This window comes from Sandarakinorhabdus oryzae, from assembly GCF_009733735.1.
GTDB classification, from domain to species: domain Bacteria; phylum Pseudomonadota; class Alphaproteobacteria; order Sphingomonadales; family Sphingomonadaceae; genus Sandarakinorhabdus; species Sandarakinorhabdus oryzae.
On sequence record NZ_WNJP01000050.1, the window covers coordinates 1 to 18,300 of the forward strand.

The 18,300-nt window shown below is 66.1% G+C and carries 16 protein-coding genes and 1 pseudogene; 4 read left to right on the forward strand and 13 right to left on the reverse strand.

Annotated elements, in window-relative coordinates:
- Window positions 1-280: pseudogene (locus GJ693_RS16825) on the forward strand (ABC transporter ATP-binding protein); the annotation flags it as partial.
- A gap of 6 nt (window positions 281-286) precedes the next feature.
- On the opposite strand, the gene GJ693_RS06985 reads toward GJ693_RS16825, so the two are convergent.
- From GJ693_RS06985 to parE, 6 genes are all read right to left on the reverse strand, one after another.
- The gene (locus tag GJ693_RS06985; RefSeq protein WP_197042027.1) at window positions 287-1,786 is read right to left on the reverse strand and encodes an amino acid adenylation domain-containing protein; all 1,500 of its coding nucleotides are present in this window, start codon (window positions 1,784-1,786) and stop codon (window positions 287-289) included.
- Window positions 1,783-2,235 (reverse strand): GNAT family N-acetyltransferase, encoded by a 453-nt coding sequence (locus tag GJ693_RS06990; RefSeq protein WP_197042028.1) that lies wholly within the window; start codon window positions 2,233-2,235, stop codon window positions 1,783-1,785. Before GJ693_RS06990 ends, GJ693_RS06985 begins: the two co-directional genes overlap by 4 nt.
- Complete coding sequence (locus tag GJ693_RS06995) at window positions 2,232-2,483, reverse strand: acyl carrier protein (protein WP_156255607.1); 252 nt, start codon at window positions 2,481-2,483, stop codon at window positions 2,232-2,234. The genes GJ693_RS06990 and GJ693_RS06995 overlap by 4 nt, the downstream gene beginning before the upstream one ends.
- Before the next feature lie 3 nt (window positions 2,484-2,486).
- Complete coding sequence (locus GJ693_RS17665) at window positions 2,487-2,957, reverse strand: acyltransferase (protein WP_408014549.1); 471 nt, start codon at window positions 2,955-2,957, stop codon at window positions 2,487-2,489.
- A gap of 76 nt (window positions 2,958-3,033) precedes the next feature.
- Window positions 3,034-4,347 (reverse strand): lipopolysaccharide biosynthesis protein, encoded by a 1,314-nt coding sequence (locus GJ693_RS07005; protein WP_156255609.1) that lies wholly within the window; start codon window positions 4,345-4,347, stop codon window positions 3,034-3,036.
- Entirely contained in the window at window positions 4,340-6,331 is a 1,992-nt protein-coding gene (gene parE, locus GJ693_RS07010) for a DNA topoisomerase IV subunit B (protein WP_156255610.1), read from the reverse strand. Before parE ends, GJ693_RS07005 begins: the two co-directional genes overlap by 8 nt.
- Before the next feature lie 366 nt (window positions 6,332-6,697).
- Here parE and GJ693_RS07015 point away from each other — a divergent pair, with 366 nt between their 5' ends.
- A complete protein-coding gene (locus GJ693_RS07015) occupies window positions 6,698-7,852 on the forward strand; it encodes an outer membrane beta-barrel protein (RefSeq protein ID WP_197042029.1) in 1,155 nt (384 codons plus the stop codon).
- Window positions 7,853-8,349: 497 nt separating this feature from the next.
- On the opposite strand, the gene glnA is transcribed toward GJ693_RS07015, so the two are convergent.
- The 5 genes from glnA to GJ693_RS07040 all read right to left on the reverse strand — a co-directional run bounded on the left by glnA (window position 8,350) and on the right by GJ693_RS07040 (window position 13,532).
- The gene (glnA, locus tag GJ693_RS07020; protein ID WP_156255612.1) at window positions 8,350-9,759 is read right to left on the reverse strand and encodes a type I glutamate--ammonia ligase; all 1,410 of its coding nucleotides are present in this window, start codon (window positions 9,757-9,759) and stop codon (window positions 8,350-8,352) included.
- Between the two features lie 51 nt (window positions 9,760-9,810).
- Complete coding sequence (locus tag GJ693_RS07025; protein ID WP_156255613.1) at window positions 9,811-10,149, reverse strand: P-II family nitrogen regulator; 339 nt, start codon at window positions 10,147-10,149, stop codon at window positions 9,811-9,813.
- A 153-nt stretch (window positions 10,150-10,302) separates the two neighbouring features.
- Window positions 10,303-11,073, reverse strand: coding sequence for an SDR family oxidoreductase (locus GJ693_RS07030; RefSeq protein ID WP_156255614.1), 771 nt, complete (start codon window positions 11,071-11,073; stop codon window positions 10,303-10,305).
- Entirely contained in the window at window positions 11,070-12,707 is a 1,638-nt protein-coding gene (locus GJ693_RS07035; protein WP_156255615.1) for a spinster family MFS transporter, read from the reverse strand. The genes GJ693_RS07030 and GJ693_RS07035 overlap by 4 nt, the downstream gene beginning before the upstream one ends.
- Before the next feature lie 60 nt (window positions 12,708-12,767).
- Entirely contained in the window at window positions 12,768-13,532 is a 765-nt protein-coding gene (locus GJ693_RS07040; protein WP_197042030.1) for a helix-turn-helix transcriptional regulator, read from the reverse strand.
- A 143-nt stretch (window positions 13,533-13,675) separates the two neighbouring features.
- Between GJ693_RS07040 and msrA the strand changes: the two genes are divergently transcribed.
- On the forward strand, window positions 13,676-14,212 hold the full coding sequence (msrA, locus tag GJ693_RS07045; RefSeq protein WP_156255617.1) for a peptide-methionine (S)-S-oxide reductase MsrA: 537 nt from the start codon (window positions 13,676-13,678) through the stop codon (window positions 14,210-14,212).
- A 1-nt stretch (window position 14,213) separates the two neighbouring features.
- On the opposite strand, the gene glmS is transcribed toward msrA, so the two are convergent.
- Both glmS and glmU read right to left on the reverse strand, forming a co-directional pair.
- On the reverse strand, window positions 14,214-16,037 hold the full coding sequence (glmS, locus tag GJ693_RS07050) for a glutamine--fructose-6-phosphate transaminase (isomerizing) (RefSeq protein ID WP_156255618.1): 1,824 nt from the start codon (window positions 16,035-16,037) through the stop codon (window positions 14,214-14,216).
- 1 nt (window position 16,038) lies between these two features.
- Window positions 16,039-17,382 (reverse strand): bifunctional UDP-N-acetylglucosamine diphosphorylase/glucosamine-1-phosphate N-acetyltransferase GlmU, encoded by a 1,344-nt coding sequence (glmU, locus tag GJ693_RS07055; RefSeq protein WP_268893151.1) that lies wholly within the window; start codon window positions 17,380-17,382, stop codon window positions 16,039-16,041.
- 102 nt (window positions 17,383-17,484) lie between these two features.
- On the opposite strand from glmU, the gene gph reads away from it, so the two are divergent.
- Window positions 17,485-18,156: a phosphoglycolate phosphatase gene (gph, locus tag GJ693_RS07060; protein WP_235902712.1), complete on the forward strand. Its 672-nt coding sequence runs from the start codon at window positions 17,485-17,487 to the stop codon at window positions 18,154-18,156.
- The last annotated feature ends 144 nt before the right edge of the window (window positions 18,157-18,300 follow it).

The following is an 18,300-nucleotide window of genomic DNA, read 5'->3' on the forward strand; positions in this document are numbered from 1 at the left end:
CGCCAGGGCGCCGCGCATCGATCCCAAGGAGGCCCGCCGCCAGGCCGCCGCCCGCCGCGAAGCCGCCAAGCCGCTGCGCCAGGCGATGCTGGCGGCCGAAGCGCAGATGAACCGGCTGATTGCCGAACGCGAATGGGTGGACGAGCAGATGACCCAGGCGCCGGCCGACATCACCGCGCTGATGCAGAAGCGTGGCCAGCTCGATGCCGGCATTGCGGCGGCGGAAGATGCGTGGGCGGCGGCCAGCGAGGCCTATGACGCGGCGGTGGCGGCGCCCTGAACAGACTCAGGGCCGTTCGAGATAGCGTTGCCGCAGCGCCTTGCGGTCGATCTTGCCATTGGCATTGAGCGGCAGCGCCTCCACCGCGATCACGCGTTTTGGCACCATATAGGGTGGCAGCAGTTCGCGGCAGCTGGCGGCGATGGCGCGGGCGTCGACGGACGTGGCGCAGACGAAGCCCACCAGGCCTTCCGCCGATCCGCCTTCGTTCAGCGGCCATGGCACGGCAGCGACCTCGCCGGTGCCGGCGGCGCGGCGCAAGGCTTCTTCCACCTCCAGCAGTTCAACACGGTAGCCGGAGATCTTCACCTGGTCATCGAGACGGCCCTGGCAGACGAGGCCCCAGATGGGATCGTTGCGGACGAGATCGCCGGAGCGATACCAGAGGTTGTGGGGATAGCCGGGGATGGTTGTGGCGAGGAACTTCGCCGCCTGTTCGGCCGGGTTGTTGATATAGCCATCGGTGATCTGCGGCCCGGCCAGCCACAATTCGCCTTCGCCGCCAGGCGGCACCGGCAGGCCGGCATCATCCACCACCACGGCCGCACAGCCGGCATAGGCCGCGCCCAGCGGCACGGTGGCAGGCATCCCCTGCGCGGCCGGATCCAGCCGCTCGGCAGTGATGGCGATGGTGGCCTCGGTCGGGCCATAGAGGTTCCACACCTCTGCATTGGGTGCCGCAGCGGCGACCGCCTTGGCCAGGCTGCTCGGCAGCGGCTCGCCGCAGAACAGGGCGAGGCGCAATCCCGGCAGCACGCCAGGCCCCAGCCGGCGCATGCGCTGCGCCATGGCGGGGGCGGAGGGGACAGAGAACCAGACGCTGGCGCCGCTGCGGTTGGCAAAACCGACCGGGTCGATCAGTTCGGCTTCGGTCGGGGCGAAGAGACAGGCGCCCGCTTCCCACGTCACGAACATGTCGTGCACCGACAGATCGAAGCTGAGATCGAAAAACTGGGTGCAGCGGTCATCGGATGTGATGGCGGCGATCTGGGCGAAGGCGTCCACATAGGCCGTCACATTGTCCACCCGCACCGCGACGCCCTTGGGCGTGCCGGTGGTGCCGGAGGTGAACATCACATAGGCGTGGCGGGCAGCCGCCGCCGTGAAATCGCGCGGGCCATCCGCCCGGGGATCGACCGCCAGTGCCACCCCGCCATGCCCGGCGGCGAGCGCCTGAGCGGAATCGGCGGTCTCGTCGTCATGAAGCCAGCCGCCACAGCCGGCCGCAGCCGCAATCGCGCTCTGCCGTTCGGGCGGGGCCTTGGGGTTGATCGGCACATAGGGCCGGCCCGACAGCACCAGCGCCAGCACGCCGACATAGGCATCAAGGCTGCGATGGGCGAGAAGCCCGACACGTGCGCCGGCCGGCACGGCGTCGAGCCGCGCGGCACAGCGTTCGGCCGCCGCAAACAGTTCAGCATAGCTGAGCGTCTCGCCGCCGATGCTGAGTGCCGGACGGCCGGCATGGGCGCTCGCCGCCGCCTGAAGTCGCGCCGCCAGGCTCACGACAGGGCTTTTTCCATGGTGGTGAGATAGGGCGCGAAGCCGAGCCTGTCCCAGAAGCGCATGGCTTCGTCATTGTGGGTGAGCACGCGCAGTTGCACGCGGGTGGCGCCGTCCTCGGCAAAGCGCGCCATCGCCGCCGCCACCAACGCGCGGGCGACACCGCCCTGGCGCAGGCCGGGCCGGGTCATCACTTCTTCGACAGAGGAGACTTTCTGCACCACCGCGCCCGGCACCAGCCGCGTGACGCCGAACAGATAGCCGACAAGACCATCGTCACCATTGGCCACCAGCAAATGGGTGCGCGGCCGGTCGATCAACTTGGCCAGATCATCGGGCGTGCAACCGGGCACGGGCTCCTTCAGGCCTTTGGCACACTGATCGGCCCAGAAGGCGGCGCGCAAGGCGGCCAGCGCTTCCAGATCAGCCGCGGCCGCAGGCGCGACGTTCACGCCGCCCCCCCATCCTCGACACCCTTTGCCTTCAGCGCCTCTTCGATGCGGGCCACGGTCGAAAGCTCCACCAGTTCGTCGGATTCGAACATGATGCCGAACCGTTCTTCCAGCGCCGTGACGATCACCATGTGCGAAGCCGAATCCCATTCCGGAATGGCGCCATAGGCGAGGGTGGGGGCGAATTCCTCTTCGGGAATGCCCAGCTCGGTCAGGAACACGTCCCTGATCTGGTCGATCAACGTCATTTTTCAGCTCACCATCAATGTCTTGTCGAGGCGGTCGCCGTCGATCTTGTCGATGCGGATGCCCCATTTGCCGGTGACGATATCCTTCTCGATCACCCGCGCCGGATTGCCGGTGGCCAGGCTGCCGGCAGGCAGATCGCGCGTCACCACGCTGCCGGCGGCGACGATGCAGCCATCGCCAATGGTCACGCCGGGATAGATGATGCACATGGCGCCGATGTGGCAGCGCGCGCCGATCCAGGTATCGACATGGCGATTGTTGAGGAAATCATGCGCGAGGACCGCGGTGCCAAAGGCAATGCCGCTGTAATCGCCGATGTGAATGCCGCGCGGATTGGTCTTGTCGAGCTTGGCTGACCAGCTGATCTTGGCGTCGCGCCCGATGTCCATGCCCCATATTCCGCGCAACAGCGCCACGCGCCAGCCCATCACCAGGTTGCGGATGCGGCCGCGCAGGCGAGGCAGGGCGCTCATGCGACACCCGGTTTCGGGGGCGGCAAGGGGCTGTTTTCCAACACCCCGTGCAGATGCGGCAGCGCTGGCTTGCTTGTCAAGTTGAGCCCGGCGGCAGGGCCAGGATGCGGCGGGTGAGCCAATAGCCCTGGCCCACGCGCAGGGCATGGCCGGCGGCATAGGCCATGGCCAGGCCAGTGATGCCAAAGCGCGGCACCAGCAGGAAGGCCAGGATCGCCATCAGCGCCGCGGCCAGGATCATCACCGGCACGGTTTCCCGACTGCGCCCCGACATGGTGATGACCGCGCCTGACGCCCCGGCGAGGATCGCCAGCATGTTGGCCCCGACCAGCCATTGGAGCAGCGGTGCCGTGCCGGCAAAGGCCGCGCCGAAGATCAGGGTGAGGATCGCCTTGGGCCAGATCAGCAGCGGCAGCGCGATCGGCAGGGTGGAAGCCAGGGTGGCATAGCGGTTGCGGCGCAGGCGACGGCGGGCGGCATCGCGGCGGCCCTGGCGCAGATCGCCCGAAATCTGCGGCGAGATCATCATTGCCGCCGTTGTCTGCACCACGGCAAACGGCATCGCCAGCTGCCAGGCGGCGCGAAACGCCCCGGCGTCGCCGGCGCTGCCCAAGGTGCCGGCCAGGAACTGCGGCAGCCATTGCGCAAAGAACATCAGGAAGGAAATCAGCATCATCGGCGTGCCTTCCTGCCACGGCGAGGGCGGCAAGATGCTGTCATCGTGGCCCCAGTCGCGGGCCTTGCGCCAGACCAGGAAGAACAGCAGCGCCATCGAAGCCACCAGGCAGGCGGTGGCGGCGATCACGGTCGGCACCGCCGCGATATGGCCGCCAGCCAGCAGCAGCAGGCCCAGCCCCAGCGCCAGCGGCACGGTGAACAGGCCGTCGAACGCCTGCGCGCGCACCGCGTCGCCCAGGCCGCGCACGATGCCCAGCCCCATCAGATAAAAGGCATTGGCCGCCACGAAGCCGGTGGCCGCGATCAGCGTGCCCTGCTGCGCCGCCGCCAGGCCGGCCGCCTGCAGCGCCATCACCCCGCCGGCAAACAGCCCGGCCACCAGCACGGCCAGCGGTGTCACGAAGCGCAGATAATAGCGCATGTGGCTGTTGGCGGTGGCTTTTTCCCCCAAGCGCAGATGCGCCGCCACTTCGCGCAGGGCGAGCTGGTCACAGCCGACGACCGCCAGGATCGAGGCCAGCTGCGCCGTCTGGATCGCCATGGTGTAACTGCCCAGCACTTCCGGCCCGCCGGCGCGCGCCAGCAGAAGCGTGACGATGAAGCCGGTGGCGATGTTGGTGGCCTTGATCCCCATCACGCTGGCATAGCGGAGGATGGGGCGGATCAGCGGCGCCAGCTGGGCCCGCCAGCCCGAGGCGGCGCCATCAGGCATCGATGGCGTCAGCCTCGATCGAGGTGGCGTGGCTCTGGATGAAATGGAAGCGATGTTCCGGGTTGCGGCCCATCAGCCGCTCCACCAGATCGGCGACATCGGCCCGGCCATCGACATCCTCGGGCAGCTTCACTCGGATCAGGCTGCGGCTGGCCTTGTCCATCGTGGTTTCCTTCAACTGCGCCGGGTTCATCTCGCCCAGGCCCTTGAAGCGGCTGACCTCCACCTTGGACTTGCCGTTGAACTGCGTCTTCATCAGCTCGGCGCGGTGGGCATCGTCGCGGGCGTAGGCCACCGTGCCACCGGCGGCGAGGCGATAGAGCGGCGGCTGGGCGAGATAGAGCCGGCCATCGCGCACCAGGCCGGGCATTTCGCGGAAGAAGAAGGTCATCAACAGCGTGGCGATATGGGCGCCGTCCACATCGGCATCGGTCATGATGATGATGCGTTCGTAACGCAGGTTTTCCGGGCTGTAGCGGTCACGCGTGCCGCAGCCCAGCGCCTGGATCAGATCGGCGATTTCATTGTTGCCGCCGATCTTGGCCATGTTGGCGCTGGCGACGTTCAGGATCTTGCCGCGGATGGGCAGAATCGCCTGGGTGTTGCGATCGCGCGCCTGCTTGGCGCTGCCGCCGGCCGAATCGCCTTCGACGATGAAGAGTTCGGTGCCCACCGCGTCGTCGCGGGCGCAGTCGGTCAGCTTGCCGGGCAGGCGCAGGCTCGATTTGCTGGTCGCCGTCTTGCGCTTCACCAGCGCTTCCTGGCGGCGGCGCAAGCGGTCTTCCATGCGCTCCACCACGAAGGCGAGCAGCGTCTTGCCGCGTTCGCCATTCGCCACCAGCCAGTGATCGAAATGATCCTTGATGGCGTTTTCAACGAGCCGTGTGGCTTCCGGGCTGGTCAACCGGTCCTTGGTCTGGCTCTGGAACTGCGGGTCGCGGATGAACAGCGAGAGCATGATCTCCGCCCCGGCAAACACGTCCTCGCCCGACAGGTCGCTGGCCTTCTTGTTGCCGGTGAGGCCGGCATAATTCTTGAGGCCGCGGGTCAGCGCAAAGCGCAGGCCAGCCTCGTGGGTGCCGCCATCAGGGGTGGGAATCGTGTTGCAATAGAAGCTGGCCGAACCTTCGCCATATTGCGGCCAGGCGCAGGCCCATTCCACCGCGCCCATCGCCTTGCCATCGGGGCCAGCGGGCAGATCGGTGCGGCCGGCAAACAGATCGGGCACCACCAGCGGCCGGTTGTCGAGCCGCTCCTTCAGGTGGTCCGCCAGGCCGCCCGGGAAGGTGAAGACGGCGGTTTCCGGCACGTCGGGGGTGGCGAGTTCCGGGGCGCAGCGCCAGCGGATCTCGACGCCGCCAAACAGATAGGCCTTGGAACGGGCCAGCCTGTAGAGCCGGGCCGGCTTGAACATCGCGTCGGGCCCGAAAATCTCGGCATCAGGGTGGAACTTGACGCTGGTGCCGCGCCGGTTGGGCGTGGGGCCCAGTTCCTCGATCCTGCCTTGCGGGATCCCGCGCGAATAACGCTGGCGATAGAGCAATTTGTTGCGCGCGACTTCCACCACCGTCTCGTCCGACAGGGCGTTGACGACGCTGATGCCCACCCCGTGCAGGCCGCCCGACGTGGCATAGGCCTTGCCGCTGAACTTGCCGCCGGAATGCAGCATGGTCAGGATGACTTCGAGGGCGGACTTGTCGGGGAAACGCGGGTGCGGATCGACCGGGATGCCGCGGCCGTTGTCGCTGATGGTCAGGCTGCCGTCGGCGTCCAGCGTCACCTCGATGCGGCTGGCGTGGCCGGCAACCGCTTCGTCCATGGCGTTGTCGAGCACTTCGGCGGCGAGATGGTGCAGGGCGCGTTCGTCGGTGCCGCCGATATACATGCCGGGGCGACGGCGGACGGGCTCCAGCCCTTCCAGAACCTCGATGTGGCTGGCATCATAGTCGGTGGAGCTTTGCGTGGCGGCAAACAGGTCAGACATGCCCCCTCTATAGGGCGCGCCCGCCGGCACCGCCAGCAGGTTGCAAGCCCCGTTAAAGGGCATGGGTGCGACGAATTTTCTTGGCCCCTACGCAATTTGGCGCATTGCAGTTTTTCATGGTGCAGTGCAAAACGGACTTGCCGATATGGCGATCCTCCCCAAGGATTTACTGGGGCCGGGGAATTTCCCCGGCCCCTTTTTTTTGTGCCTTTCAAAGGCCTTGGCGAGGTCGCTACGCATTTTGACGTAAATTGGGGTATTTGCCCCAGTTATTACGCTTCTGTTGCAATGCATCATGCACGGCAGGCTGGCAGGCCTCCCCTCCACAATCTGCCGGCCAGAAAATCTCGGGCAGAGGACGAACTGATGGCAAAGATGCTCAACCGGTCGGTGCAGGGTGCGCTGGCCTTGGCCATGATGATGACGGCGGGCGCAGCGGCCGCCCAGGATGCGCCGCCGGCACTGCTGCCGGGCCTCAGCGGCCCGCTCAGCTACAACCCCAAGCCGATGACCGTCGATGTTGCCGGCACCAAGCTTTATGTCACCGCCATCGGCAGCGGCTATCTGGGCACCCAGTCCAATACCACGCGGGGTGTCGCCAGCAGCTTTGCCGACGTCTCGAACGCGCAGGTGATCGTGCAGAAGCCGGAAGGCGTGTTACAGTTCCTGGTGCAGGCCGGCCTGTACAGTCATGAAACGCTGGGCCTGCCTTATGCCCGCGCCACCAGCTACACCGATGCGACCTACGGCCCGGTGCCGCAGGCTTGGGTGAAGATCGCGCCGTCGTCGAGCTTCAGCATCCAGGGCGGTATCTTGCCGACGCTGATTGGCCTCGAAGCGCCGTTCAGCTTCCAGAACATGAACATCGAGCGTGGCGTGCTGTGGGGTCAGGAAAATGTGCTGACCCGCGGCGTGCAGGCCAATGTCGCTTCGGGCAAGTTCAGCGCCAGCGTGGCGCTCACCGATGGCTTCTTCTCGGGCAAGTTCAACTGGCTGTCGGGCATCGTCTCCTATGTCGATGGCCCGCACACGCTGTCGCTGGTGCTGGGCGGTGCGCTCAGCAAGAATTATCGCTCCACCTTCTCGACGCCGACGGTGCAGAACAACAGCACCATCCTCAACGTCATCTATAGCTATGCCGGTGAGAAGCTGCTGGTGCAGCCCTATTTCCAATATGCCTGGGTGCCCAACCTGCCCGGCATCGAAACCACCAAGGCGGAAAACTGGGCGGTGGGCCTGCTGGCGAAGTACAAGATCGACGACAACTGGTCGCTGCCGGTGCGCTTCGAATATATCGACAGCAAGGCCCGCGCCGGCTCGGCGGCCAACTTCCTCTATGGCCCGGGCTCCAACGCCTTCTCGGTGACGGTCACGCCGACCTACACCTGGGACCGCTTCTTTATCCGGCCGGAAGTCTCGTTCGTGCAGGCGTCCGGGATTGTGCCGGGAGCGGCCTTCGGGTCGAACGGGCTGGAGAAGAGCCAGGTGCGCGGGCGGCTCGAATTTGGGGTGATGTTCTGATCGCAGCCGGGCGCGAAAATAGCCCAGCTATTTTCCGACTCCGGCAAGATCGGCCAGCGAACGAAAAGGGCGGTCCCTCAGGACCGCCCTTTTTGATTCGTCTGACGGCGCGGCTTAGCCGCGCTCTTTCTTTTCTGCCTGCTTTCCTTGCGATCTCACCGCCTGCGCTGGCCCTCCAGTCGCGCGGGCTTGGCCCGCGCGTGGAGCCCGTTCCTCCCGTCACCCTGGCGAAAGCCGGGGCCCATCGCCCGAGCTGCCGTCGCTGACAGGCCGCCAGATCCGCAGAGCTGCGCCCCGCGCGGGCAAAGCCCGCGCGACGGGAGGGCCGGCGCAGGTGGGACGGTCGCAAGGGGAAGGAAGCAAGAAAGTGAAGAGCGTGGCCAAGCCACGCCGTCGGACGAGTCAAAAAAAGGCGGCCTGTTGGGGCCGCCTTTTTCGCTCGCCGTCCGAGCGCGACGCGAGTCGGCCCGTAACGCTGCGCGTTACGGGCGCGCCGCTTACGCGCTGTAATACATATCAAATTCCACCGGCGCCGGGGTCATCTCCCAACGCTGCACCTCTTCCATCTTCAACTCGATATACGAATCGATCTGGTCGTCGGTGAACACGCCGCCCTTGGTGAAGACAGCGCGGCTCTTGTCCAGGGCAGCGAGCGCTTCACGCAGCGAGGCGCACACCGTCGGCACCTTCTTCAGTTCGCGCGGCGGCAGGTCATAGAGATTCTTGTCCATGGCCGGGCCGGGGTGAATCTTGTTCTCGATGCCATCCAGGCCCGCCATCAGCAGCGCGGTATAGGCCAGGTACGGGTTGGCCGTGGCATCCGGGAAGCGCACTTCGACGCGCTTGGACTTGGTGCCGGTGCCATAGGGGATGCGGCACGAGGCCGAACGGTTGCGGCTGGAATAGGCCAGCAGCACCGGCGCTTCAAAGCCCGGCACCAGGCGCTTGTAGCTGTTGGTGCTCGGGTTGGTGAAGGCGTTGCAGGCCTTGGCGTGCTTGATGATGCCGCCGATGAAATAGAGCGCCATCTCGCTGAGGCCGGCATACTGATCACCGGCGAACAGCGGGGTCTTGCCGTTCCAGATGCTGAGGTGGGTGTGCATGCCACTGCCGTTGTCGTCCTTGATCGGCTTGGGCATGAAGGTCGCGGTCTTGCCATAGGCATGGGCGACCTGGTGCACGACATATTTGTACACCTGCATGCGGTCAGCGGTTTCGACCAGCTTGCCGAAGGTCAGGCCCAGCTCGTGCTGGGCGCTGGCGACTTCGTGGTGGTGCTTGTCGCAGGGCAGGCCCATCTCGATCATGGTGGAGACCATCTCGGCACGCAGGTCCACGGCCGAATCGACCGGGGCGACCGGGAAATAGCCGCCCTTGGCGCGCGGACGGTGGGCCATGTTGCCCTGCTCATACTCGCGGCCGCTGTTGGTCGGCAGTTCGATATCGTCGAGGTGGAAGAAGCCCTGGTTGTAACCCAGGCCGAAGCGCACATCGTCGAACACGAAGAATTCGGCTTCCGGGCCGACATAGACGGTGTCGCCGATGCCGGTCGCCTTCAGATAGGCTTCGCCGCGCTTGGCGGTCGAGCGCGGATCGCGGCCATAGAGCTGGCCGGTCGACGGCTCGACAATGTCGCAGATCAGGATCAGCATCGGAGTGGCCGAGAAGGGATCGATATAGGTCGCGTCCAGATCCGGCATCAGGATCATGTCGCTTTCGTTGATCGCCTTCCAGCCGGCGATCGACGAGCCGTCGAACATGAAACCATCGTTGAGCATGTCTTCATCGATCACGCTCGACACCATGGTCAGGTGCTGCCACTTGCCCTTGGGGTCGGTGAAGCGCAGGTCAACCCACTCGATGTCCTTCTCCTTGATCGTGGCAAGGATGTCTGCAGCACTGGCCATTTGGCTCTTCCCTTATCGTTGGTTATTGCTTTTTTGGACGAGCGCGCGCCTTCAGATCGCGTCGCTGTCCCGTTCTCCGGTGCGGATGCGCACGGCCATGTCGATGGTGGAAACAAAGATCTTGCCATCGCCGATACGGCCGGTGCGGGCAGCATTGGTGATGGCATCCACCACCCGTTCGACCTGGTCATCGTCAACAACGACTTCCAGTTTCACCTTGGGCAGGAAATCGACGACATATTCGGCCCCACGATACAATTCCGTGTGGCCCTTCTGCCGGCCGAAGCCCTTGGCTTCGGTCACCGTGATCCCGGTGACGCCGGCTTCGTGAAGGGCTTCCTTCACGTCGTCCAGCTTGAACGGCTTGATGACAGCTTCAACCTTTTTCACGTGCCAACCCTCGCCTGCGCAGGCACGGCCCCTGTCAGCCGCACCGCGCGGCCCGGGCCAATGCCAGCCGTTTCATGCGCTTTTTGGATTTGCCGCGCCACCGGTAAATTCCCCATATCACCGCAGTGCAGCAAGCACGTTTTTTGTCAGGTGTCACACCGTGGTGGCATAGCCGCCATCAACGGTGACGGTGCTGCCGCACAGGAAATCGCTGGCGCGGCTGGCCAGGAACAGCGCGACGCCGGCCATGTCGTCGGGCGTGCCCCAGCGTTGCATCGGCGTGGCGGCGCGGAATGCCTCGCGGAATTCCTCGGCAATGGCCGCCGTCATCTTCGACGGGAAGAAGCCCGGCGCAATTGCGTTCACGCTGATGTGCCGCTTGGCCAGGAACTTGGCCATCATGCGCGTCATGTGCAGCACGCCGGCCTTGGACGCGGCATAGGAATAGGTTTCCAGATCGGAGATATGCTGGCCGTCGATCGAGCCGATGTTGATCACCTTGGCCAATTTGCCGGGGCCGGCGGCGGCTTCGAGCAATGGCATCAGTTTCTGGGTGAGGAAGAAGACGGACTTCACGTTGATGTCCATCACCTTGTCCCAACCTGATTCGGGGAAGTCGTCAAAACCCGCCCCCCACGACGCGCCGGCGTTGTTGAACAGGATGTCCACCTGCGGCGTGTGCACGGCCACCGCGGCGGCAAAGCGCTCGATCTCGGCCATCTGGGACAGGTCAGCCGGAATCGCCGTGCAGGCCGGGCCCAATTGGGCGGCAAGGCCTTCGCAATCGGCGATCTTCCGGCTGGTGATGATGACGCGGGCGCCATTGTCGATCAGCGCGCGGGCGATCATTTCGCCGATGCCGCGGCTGCCACCGGTGACGACGGCGGTCTTGCCGGCCACGCTGAACAGCTGCTCGATCTTCATGTGGCATCCTTTCCGATGATTTCGCCGGCGGCGCGGGCGCGCTCCAGCCGGCTGGATTCGGCCAGCGGCAGCAGCCGATAGACGAGGAACAGGCAGGTGACGGTGAACGGCGCCATCAGCAGCAGCGACAGCACGCCGGTGCCAAGATCGCCGGTCATCTTGGAAACGAAACCGGTGAACCATGGCCCCAGCCCCAGCCCGAACAACGTGGTGCCGATGAAGAAGGTGGCCGTGGCCGCACCGCGCATGCGGGGCATCACCAGATCCTGCGTGGTTGCGGCCGCGACTCCGACATACATCGAGCCAAACACCGTGGTGGGGGCAAAGCACAGGAAGAACAGCGCCAGATCGCTGGTCGTGTACTGCATCCACAGGAAGGGTGCCGGCACCAATGTCGCCAGGCTGCCGACAATGATGCGGCCCGACGGATGGCGCTTCTTGGCCCAATCGCCGAGCACGCCGCCCAGGATGGTGCCGACAAAGCCGCCCAGCGCGCCGCCGCCGCCAAGCAGGAAGGCCACGGCTTCCTTGGTGCCATACCAGGGGATGGGCGCGCCGCTGGCCGCCATCGGCACCACGAAGGTGCGGATGGCATAGGGCGCCGCCCAGAAGCCGACCGAATAGCCGACGAAGCTGATGCTGCCGAAGCCCAATATGGTGAGCACGAAGGCCGGCGTGCCCCAGATCATCTCGTAGGTCGGCTTGTCGCGGCGCTTGATCGATTGCGCCCAGCTGATCACCGCGTAGAGGCCGGTGCCGACGGCGAGGAACTGTGGCACCTCGCCGGTGAGCGTGGCCAGCGCCGTGACCAGCCCGGCGCACAGGGCGAGGGCAGCGACATTTTCCAGCAGCGCGCGGCGGCCGAGCAGGGCCATGTTGACCAGGGTGAGCGGCGGGATGACGCTGGCCAGATCGGCGAGGAAATTGCGCCAGATCGCGGCGCCCGACATCTTCACTGGCGGCGGCAGGCCATCGGCGCGGCCACGGATCGGTTCGATCAGCGTTGCCACCCACAGCGCCAGCAGAAGGCCGGGAATGCCGACCGCCATGAACGCTGCCTGCCAGCCGACGAGGCCGAGCGGCCCGCCACCGGGATAGGTGGCGTTCCAGCCCTTTACCACCACCGCGCCGATCAGCAGTGAGACGCCGCCACCCAGATAAAGGCCGGCGGCATAGATGGAGAGCGCGGTGGCGCGGCGGGCTTTCGGGAACCAGTCCGAAATCATCGAATAGGCCGACGGGCCGGCAGTCGCCTCGCCCACGCCGACGCCGATGCGGGCCAGCGACAATTGCGAGAAGCTGCCGGCGAGCCCCGACAGCGCCGTCATGCCCGACCACAGGGTGAGGCCGAGCGACAGCAGCCGGGTGCGCACCCAATTGTCGGCGAGGCGACCGATCGGCACCCCGAACAGCGCGTAGAACACGGCAAAGGCGGTGCCATAGAGGAAGCCCAGCTGGGCATCGGTGAGGCTGAGGTCGCGCTTGATGTCTTCGGCCAGGATCGACAGGATCTGCCGATCGATGAAGTTCATCACATAGACCAGCACCAGCAGCGCCAGCACATACCAGGCATAGGGGCCGCCGACGGGCGGAACCGGCTTTTCAGGCACATTGCTGCTGTCGGGATCTGCCATCCGCCTCGTCGCCCCCAAGGAAATCAGGGCGTCTGTCGGCCCGTTGTTGGCAATGGCTTATCAGCCGTCCCGCCGGCTGTCACCCATCACATCCGCAAAGGCCAGTTGGCCGTCGTAGAGGGCGCGCACCACCAGCTCGGTGCGGGTGGCGACTCCATAACGGGTCTTGGCGGCTTCCAGATATTTGTGGACCGTGCCGTCCGACAGGCCGAGCAGTTGCCCGACCACCCAGTTGGACTTGCCGCGCGCCGCCAGCACCAGGCAATCGAGCTGGCGCTGGGTGAGGCGCGGCGCTTCGGGCGGGTCATCACCAGCCGCGGCCAGCTTCAACCGGCGCGCCGCCTCGAAGGCGAAACAGGCAAGATATTGGGCAGCTGGCAGCGATTCGGCCGGCAATGGGCGGCCGTCGGCCATCACGAAGCTGACCAGGCCTGATGCCTGGCCCGGCACATGGATCGGGACGGTATAGCCTTCGGCCAGCCCGGCTTCACGTGCCTGGTGCATATAGGCCTTGTGGCGGGCGGTGAGCGGCATGATCCCGTCGAGCGCGCTCCAGGCAAAAGGTGTGACGCTGCGTTCGCAGGCCAGCAGCACCGGATCATCGGCAACGCGGCCGGAGGGGACGAGATTTTCCACCCAGGCATCGGGGAAATCGGTGAGGCGCACCGGGCCGATGCGGCTGGGCGCGTTGATGCGCTGGGCCAGGGCGAAATGATCGAAACGGAAGCTGCGGGTGGCGTCCTTCAGCACCAGGCCGATATCGGTCAGTGATGGCGCCGTCCGCACGGCGCGCACGAACGTCTGCACGTTCTGAAAATTGCTCACTCGCGCCCCCAGTGCAACCGCTGCGACGCCACGCCCGCGCCACGTCCTCTTGCCCTGCCCCCCAGCCGAGCCTATCTCAGATACCAAACGGCATCACAATTGCCACTATAGTTTCTGGACATTATTTTGACAACGAGGGTCACATGACGCGCGATACTGCCATCATTGCCGGCGGCTGCTTCTGGTGCACCGAAGCGGTGTTCAACGAATTGAAGGGCGTCGATGCGGTCGAATCTGGCTATATTGGCGGCACTGTCGCCAATCCGACGTATGAACAGGTCTGCAGCGGCCGCACCGGCCATGCCGAGGCGGTGCGGATTGTCTATGATCCGGCCGAGATCAGCTATGCCGAGCTGCTCGACATCTTTTTCCACACCCATGATCCGACGACGCTGAACCGGCAGGGTGGCGATATCGGCACCCAGTATCGTTCGGCGATCTTCCCGCAGAATGGCGTGCAGGCCGGCGAGGCCGAGGCGGCCATCGCCCGCAACCAGGCCAGCTGGGACAATCCGATCGTCACCACGATCGAGCCCAACGGCCCGTGGTGGCCGGCCGAGGCCTATCACCAGCGCTATTTCGAAAACAACGGCAGCAAGAATGGTTACTGCGTCGCCGTCGTCGGGCCGAAGCTGGCGAAGTTCCGCAAGGGCTATGCGGCGCGGCTGAAGGGCCGTTGAGTCACTCCACCGTCACCGACTTCGCCAGGTTGCGCGGCTGATCCACATCCGTGCCCTTGGCCAGGGCGACATGATAGGCCAGCAGCTGCACCGGAATGGCGCTGACCAGCGGGCTGATGAACGGATCGACCGCCGGCAGGGCCACCGCCGCCATCGTGCCCTGGCCGTGCGTGGCGATGCCGTCGGCATCGGACAGCAGCACGACCTGGCCGCCGCGCGCCATTATTTCCTGCATGTTGGACACGGTCTTTTCAAAGCGCGGGCCTGAAGGCGCGATGACGATCACCGGCACATGTTCATCGATCAGCGCGATCGGGCCGTGCTTCAGCTCGCCAGCGGCATAGCCTTCGGCGTGGATGTAGCTGATTTCCTTCAGCTTCAGGGCACCTTCCAGCGCCATCGGATAATCCGGACCGCGGCCGATGTAGAGGATGTCGCGCGCCTTGGCGAGATTGGGGGCGAGGGCGGTGATGGCATCCTCGCATTTCAGCGCCGCGTTCATCGCCGCCGGCACTTCGGTGAGGAGGTGGACCAGCCGCGCCTCCTGGGCGGCATCGACGCGGCCCTTGGCCTTGCCCAGCGCGATGGCGAACGCCGCCAGCACCGCCAGCTGGCAGGTGAAGGCCTTGGTGGAAGCGACGCCGACTTCCGGCCCGGCGTGGGTGGGCAGCAGCAATTGCGTCTCGCGCGCCATGGTCGAGGTGGTGACATTGACCACCGCGGCCACCATCTGGCCGCCGGCCTGGGCATGGCGCAGCGCCGCCAGCGTGTCGGCCGTCTCGCCCGACTGGCTGATGAACAGGCACAGGCCGCCCGGCTCATAGACCGGGTCGCGGTAGCGATATTCGGATGCGTTCTCGATACTCACCGGCACGCGGGCCAGTTGTTCGAGCCAATAGCTGGCGACATGGCCGGCGAGCAGCGCCGTGCCGCAGGCGACGATCTGCACGCGCTTCACATCGGCCAGGTCATAGGGCAGGCCGGGCAGGGCGACGGTTTCGGCCAACGGATCAAGATAGGCGCCCAGCGTCTGCGCCACCACGATCGGCTGCTCGTGGATTTCCTTTTCCATATAGTGGCGGTGGTTGCCCTTCTCGATCACCGCCGCGCTGGCCGAGGAGGTGATGAAACCGCGCGCCACCGGCCGGTCCTCGGCGTCGAAGATCTGGGCGCTGTCGGCGGTCAGCCGCACCCAGTCACCTTCATCAAGATAGGCGATGCGGTTGGTGAAGGGGGCCAGGCCAAGCGCGTCCGACCCAAGGAACATCTCACCCTGGCCCATGCCGACCACCAGCGGCGAACCGCGCCGCGCGCCATAGATGAGGCCGGGATGATTGCGGAACAGGATGGCGAAGCTGAAGGCCCCGTGCAGGCGCTTGAGCGTCGCGGCCACCGCTTCATCCGGCGAAGCGCCGCCGGCCAGCGCCAGTTCGAGCAGATGGGCGACGACCTCGGTATCGGTGTCACTGCTGAGGGTCCGCCCGGCCTTCAGCACCTCCTCACGCAGCGGCTTGAAATTCTCGATGATGCCGTTGTGGACCAGGCAGACATTCTCGGTCGCGTGCGGGTGGGCGTTGTCGCGGGTGGGCGCGCCGTGAGTGGCCCAGCGGGTGTGAGCGATGCCGATATTGCCGTTGAGCGGCGCCAGCGCCAGTTCACGGGCGAGGTTGGCCAGCTTGCCGGGGGCACGACGGCGGTCCATCACGCCGTCGTGGATCGTCGCGATCCCGGCGCTGTCGTAGCCGCGATATTCCATGCGCCTGAGGCCATCGATCAGCCGGTCCGCCACCGCTTCGCCAGAGACGATGCCGATGATGCCGCACATGTTACTTGCCCTTCCTGGCCAGGCTGGCGGCGCGGAAACGCGCGGCCCAGCCGGGCTTTTCGCTCTGTTCGGGGCGCACCAGCGCCAGCGCGTCGCTGCTCACGTCGCGGGTGATGGTGCTGCCGGCGGCCACAATGGCGCCATCGCCGATGGTCACCGGCGCCACCAGCGCGCTGTTCGATCCGATGAAGGCGCCGGCGCCGATCACCGTCTGATACTTGAAGAAGCCGTCATAATTGCAGGTGATGGTGCCGGCGCCGATATTGGCCTTGGCCCCCACGGTGACGTCGCCCAGGTAGGTGAGGTGATTGGCCTTGGCGCCGTCGCCCAGCACCGCCTTCTTGGTCTCGACGAAATTGCCGATCTTGGCCTTGGCCCCGAGCACGGTGCCGGGGCGCAGCCGGGCGAAGGGGCCAATCTCGCAGCCGTCGCCGATCTGCGCGCCCTCGATATGGCTGTGGGCGCGGATGCGGGCGCCACTGGCAATGGTCACGCCGGGCCCGAACACCACGAAGGGCTCGATCTCCACGTCGGCGGCGATCCTTGTATCGGCAGCCAGGAACACGGTTTCAGGCGCCTGCATCGAAACGCCCGCAGCCATCAGCTCGGCGCGGCGGCGGCGCTGGAAAATGGCTTCGAGGTCGGCCAGTTCGGCACGGCTGTTGGCCCCGGCCACCTCGTCGGCCGCCGTCTCGATCACCACGCAGCGCCGGCCATCGGCGAGCGCCAGGCCCACCACATCGGGCAGATAATATTCTTGGGATGCATTGTTGTTGGTGACGCGCGCCAGCAGCGGGAACAGATCGGCCGCGCGGGCCGCCATCAGTCCGGAATTGCACAGGGTTTCGGCACGCTCGGCAGGGGAGGCGTCCTTGTATTCGACCATCTTCGCGATGGCGCCGCCTTCAGCGATGATGCGGCCATAGGCGCCGGGGTCCGCCGGGCGGAAGCCCAGCACCGCCACCGCCACGTCGTCGGTCAACGCATCGAGCAGTCGCTGCATGGTCGCGGCCGGCACCAGCGGCGCGTCGCCATAGAGCACCAGTATCTTGCCATCGAAGCCGGCCAGCGGCGCTTCGGCCTGCATGACGGCATGGCCGGTGCCGAGCTGAGGCTGCTGCACAACGACGTCAGCCTGCCCGCTGACTTCGGCTTCCACCTGATCCTTCAATGCGCCGACCACCACCACGGTGCGCGCCGGTTTCAGCATGGCCAGGCTGTCAGTCAGATGGCGCAGCATCGGCTTGCCGGCGATGGCGTGCAGCACCTTGTGGCGCGTTGATTTCATGCGCGTGCCCATGCCAGCGGCAAGGATGATGGCGGCAAATGGCGCAGGCGTCGTCACCCGCGTTGCCCTGCCACACTGGCTGAGGCTTGAAAAGTGCCGCCACCCGGCGCAACGCCTGTCGTATGGCTGCAACAATCAAGGCGCATGGCCCCTAATCCCGTGACTTTGCCCCATTCCATCCTGTTCGATCTCGACGGCACGTTGGTGGATACCGCGCCTGATCTGGCCGCGGCGATGAACCATGTGCTGGCTGCCCTCGATCGCCCGCCGCTGCCGGTGGACGATGTGCGCCACCTGGTCGGCCACGGCGCGCGGGCGCTGATCGCGCGCGGGCTGGCGGCGACCGGCGAGCCACGGCCCGACCTGGTCGAAGCCGCCATGCCCTTGTTCCTGCACTATTATGCTGCCAACATCGCCAACGCCTCGCGGCCGTTCGACGGGGTGGAGGCGGCACTGGATGCTCTCGCAGCGCACGGCAGCCGGCTTTCCATCTGCACCAACAAGCCGACCCATCTTGCCCAGGCGCTGATCGATGAACTCGGCTGGCAGGACCGCTTTGCCGCCATCATCGGCGCGACCAGCGTGGCCGCACCCAAGCCTGATGCCGGGCACGTGTTTGCGACGCTGGCGGCAGCAGGCGGGGAGGCGGCGAGCGCGGCGTTCGTCGGGGATTCGGCGACCGACGTGGGCGCGGCGCGCAATGCCGGGCTGCCCATCGTGCTGGTCAGCTTCGGTTTCACCGACCGGCCGGCGCACGAGCTGGGCGGTGACGTGGTGATCGATCATTATGATGCGCTGGTCCCCGCCTTGCAGGGGCTGCGGCCATGGTGAGCGCGTTTGAAATGGCGCTGCTGGCGGCCGCTGCGCTGCTGATCGGCTTCTTCCTCGGCCGGGTCAGCGCGCCCGACAGCGAAGCGCCGGCGCCGGTGCCATTGCCCGAGCCGGCGCCGCCGCTGGCGCCGCTGCCGCCGCCCG

Excerpts from the sequence above, each read along its gene's own strand:
- GJ693_RS07030 (WP_156255614.1), bottom strand. The coding sequence starts at position 11,073 with ATGAAGATCGAGCAGCTGTTCAGCGTGGCCGGCAAGACCGCCGTCGTC.
- GJ693_RS07005 (WP_156255609.1), bottom strand. The coding sequence starts at position 4,347 with ATGCCTGATGGCGCCGCCTCGGGCTGGCGGGCCCAGCTGGCGCCGCTG.
- GJ693_RS17665 (WP_408014549.1), bottom strand. The coding sequence starts at position 2,957 with ATGAGCGCCCTGCCTCGCCTGCGCGGCCGCATCCGCAACCTGGTGATG.
- GJ693_RS07015 (WP_197042029.1), top strand. The coding sequence starts at position 6,698 with ATGGCAAAGATGCTCAACCGGTCGGTGCAGGGTGCGCTGGCCTTGGCC.
- GJ693_RS06995 (WP_156255607.1), bottom strand. The coding sequence starts at position 2,483 with ATGACGTTGATCGACCAGATCAGGGACGTGTTCCTGACCGAGCTGGGC.
- glnA (WP_156255612.1), bottom strand. The coding sequence starts at position 9,759 with ATGGCCAGTGCTGCAGACATCCTTGCCACGATCAAGGAGAAGGACATC.
- parE (WP_156255610.1), bottom strand. The coding sequence starts at position 6,331 with ATGTCTGACCTGTTTGCCGCCACGCAAAGCTCCACCGACTATGATGCC.
- msrA (WP_156255617.1), top strand. The coding sequence starts at position 13,676 with ATGACGCGCGATACTGCCATCATTGCCGGCGGCTGCTTCTGGTGCACC.
- glmS (WP_156255618.1), bottom strand. The coding sequence starts at position 16,037 with ATGTGCGGCATCATCGGCATCGTCTCTGGCGAAGCGGTGGCGGACCGG.
- GJ693_RS07035 (WP_156255615.1), bottom strand. The coding sequence starts at position 12,707 with ATGGCAGATCCCGACAGCAGCAATGTGCCTGAAAAGCCGGTTCCGCCC.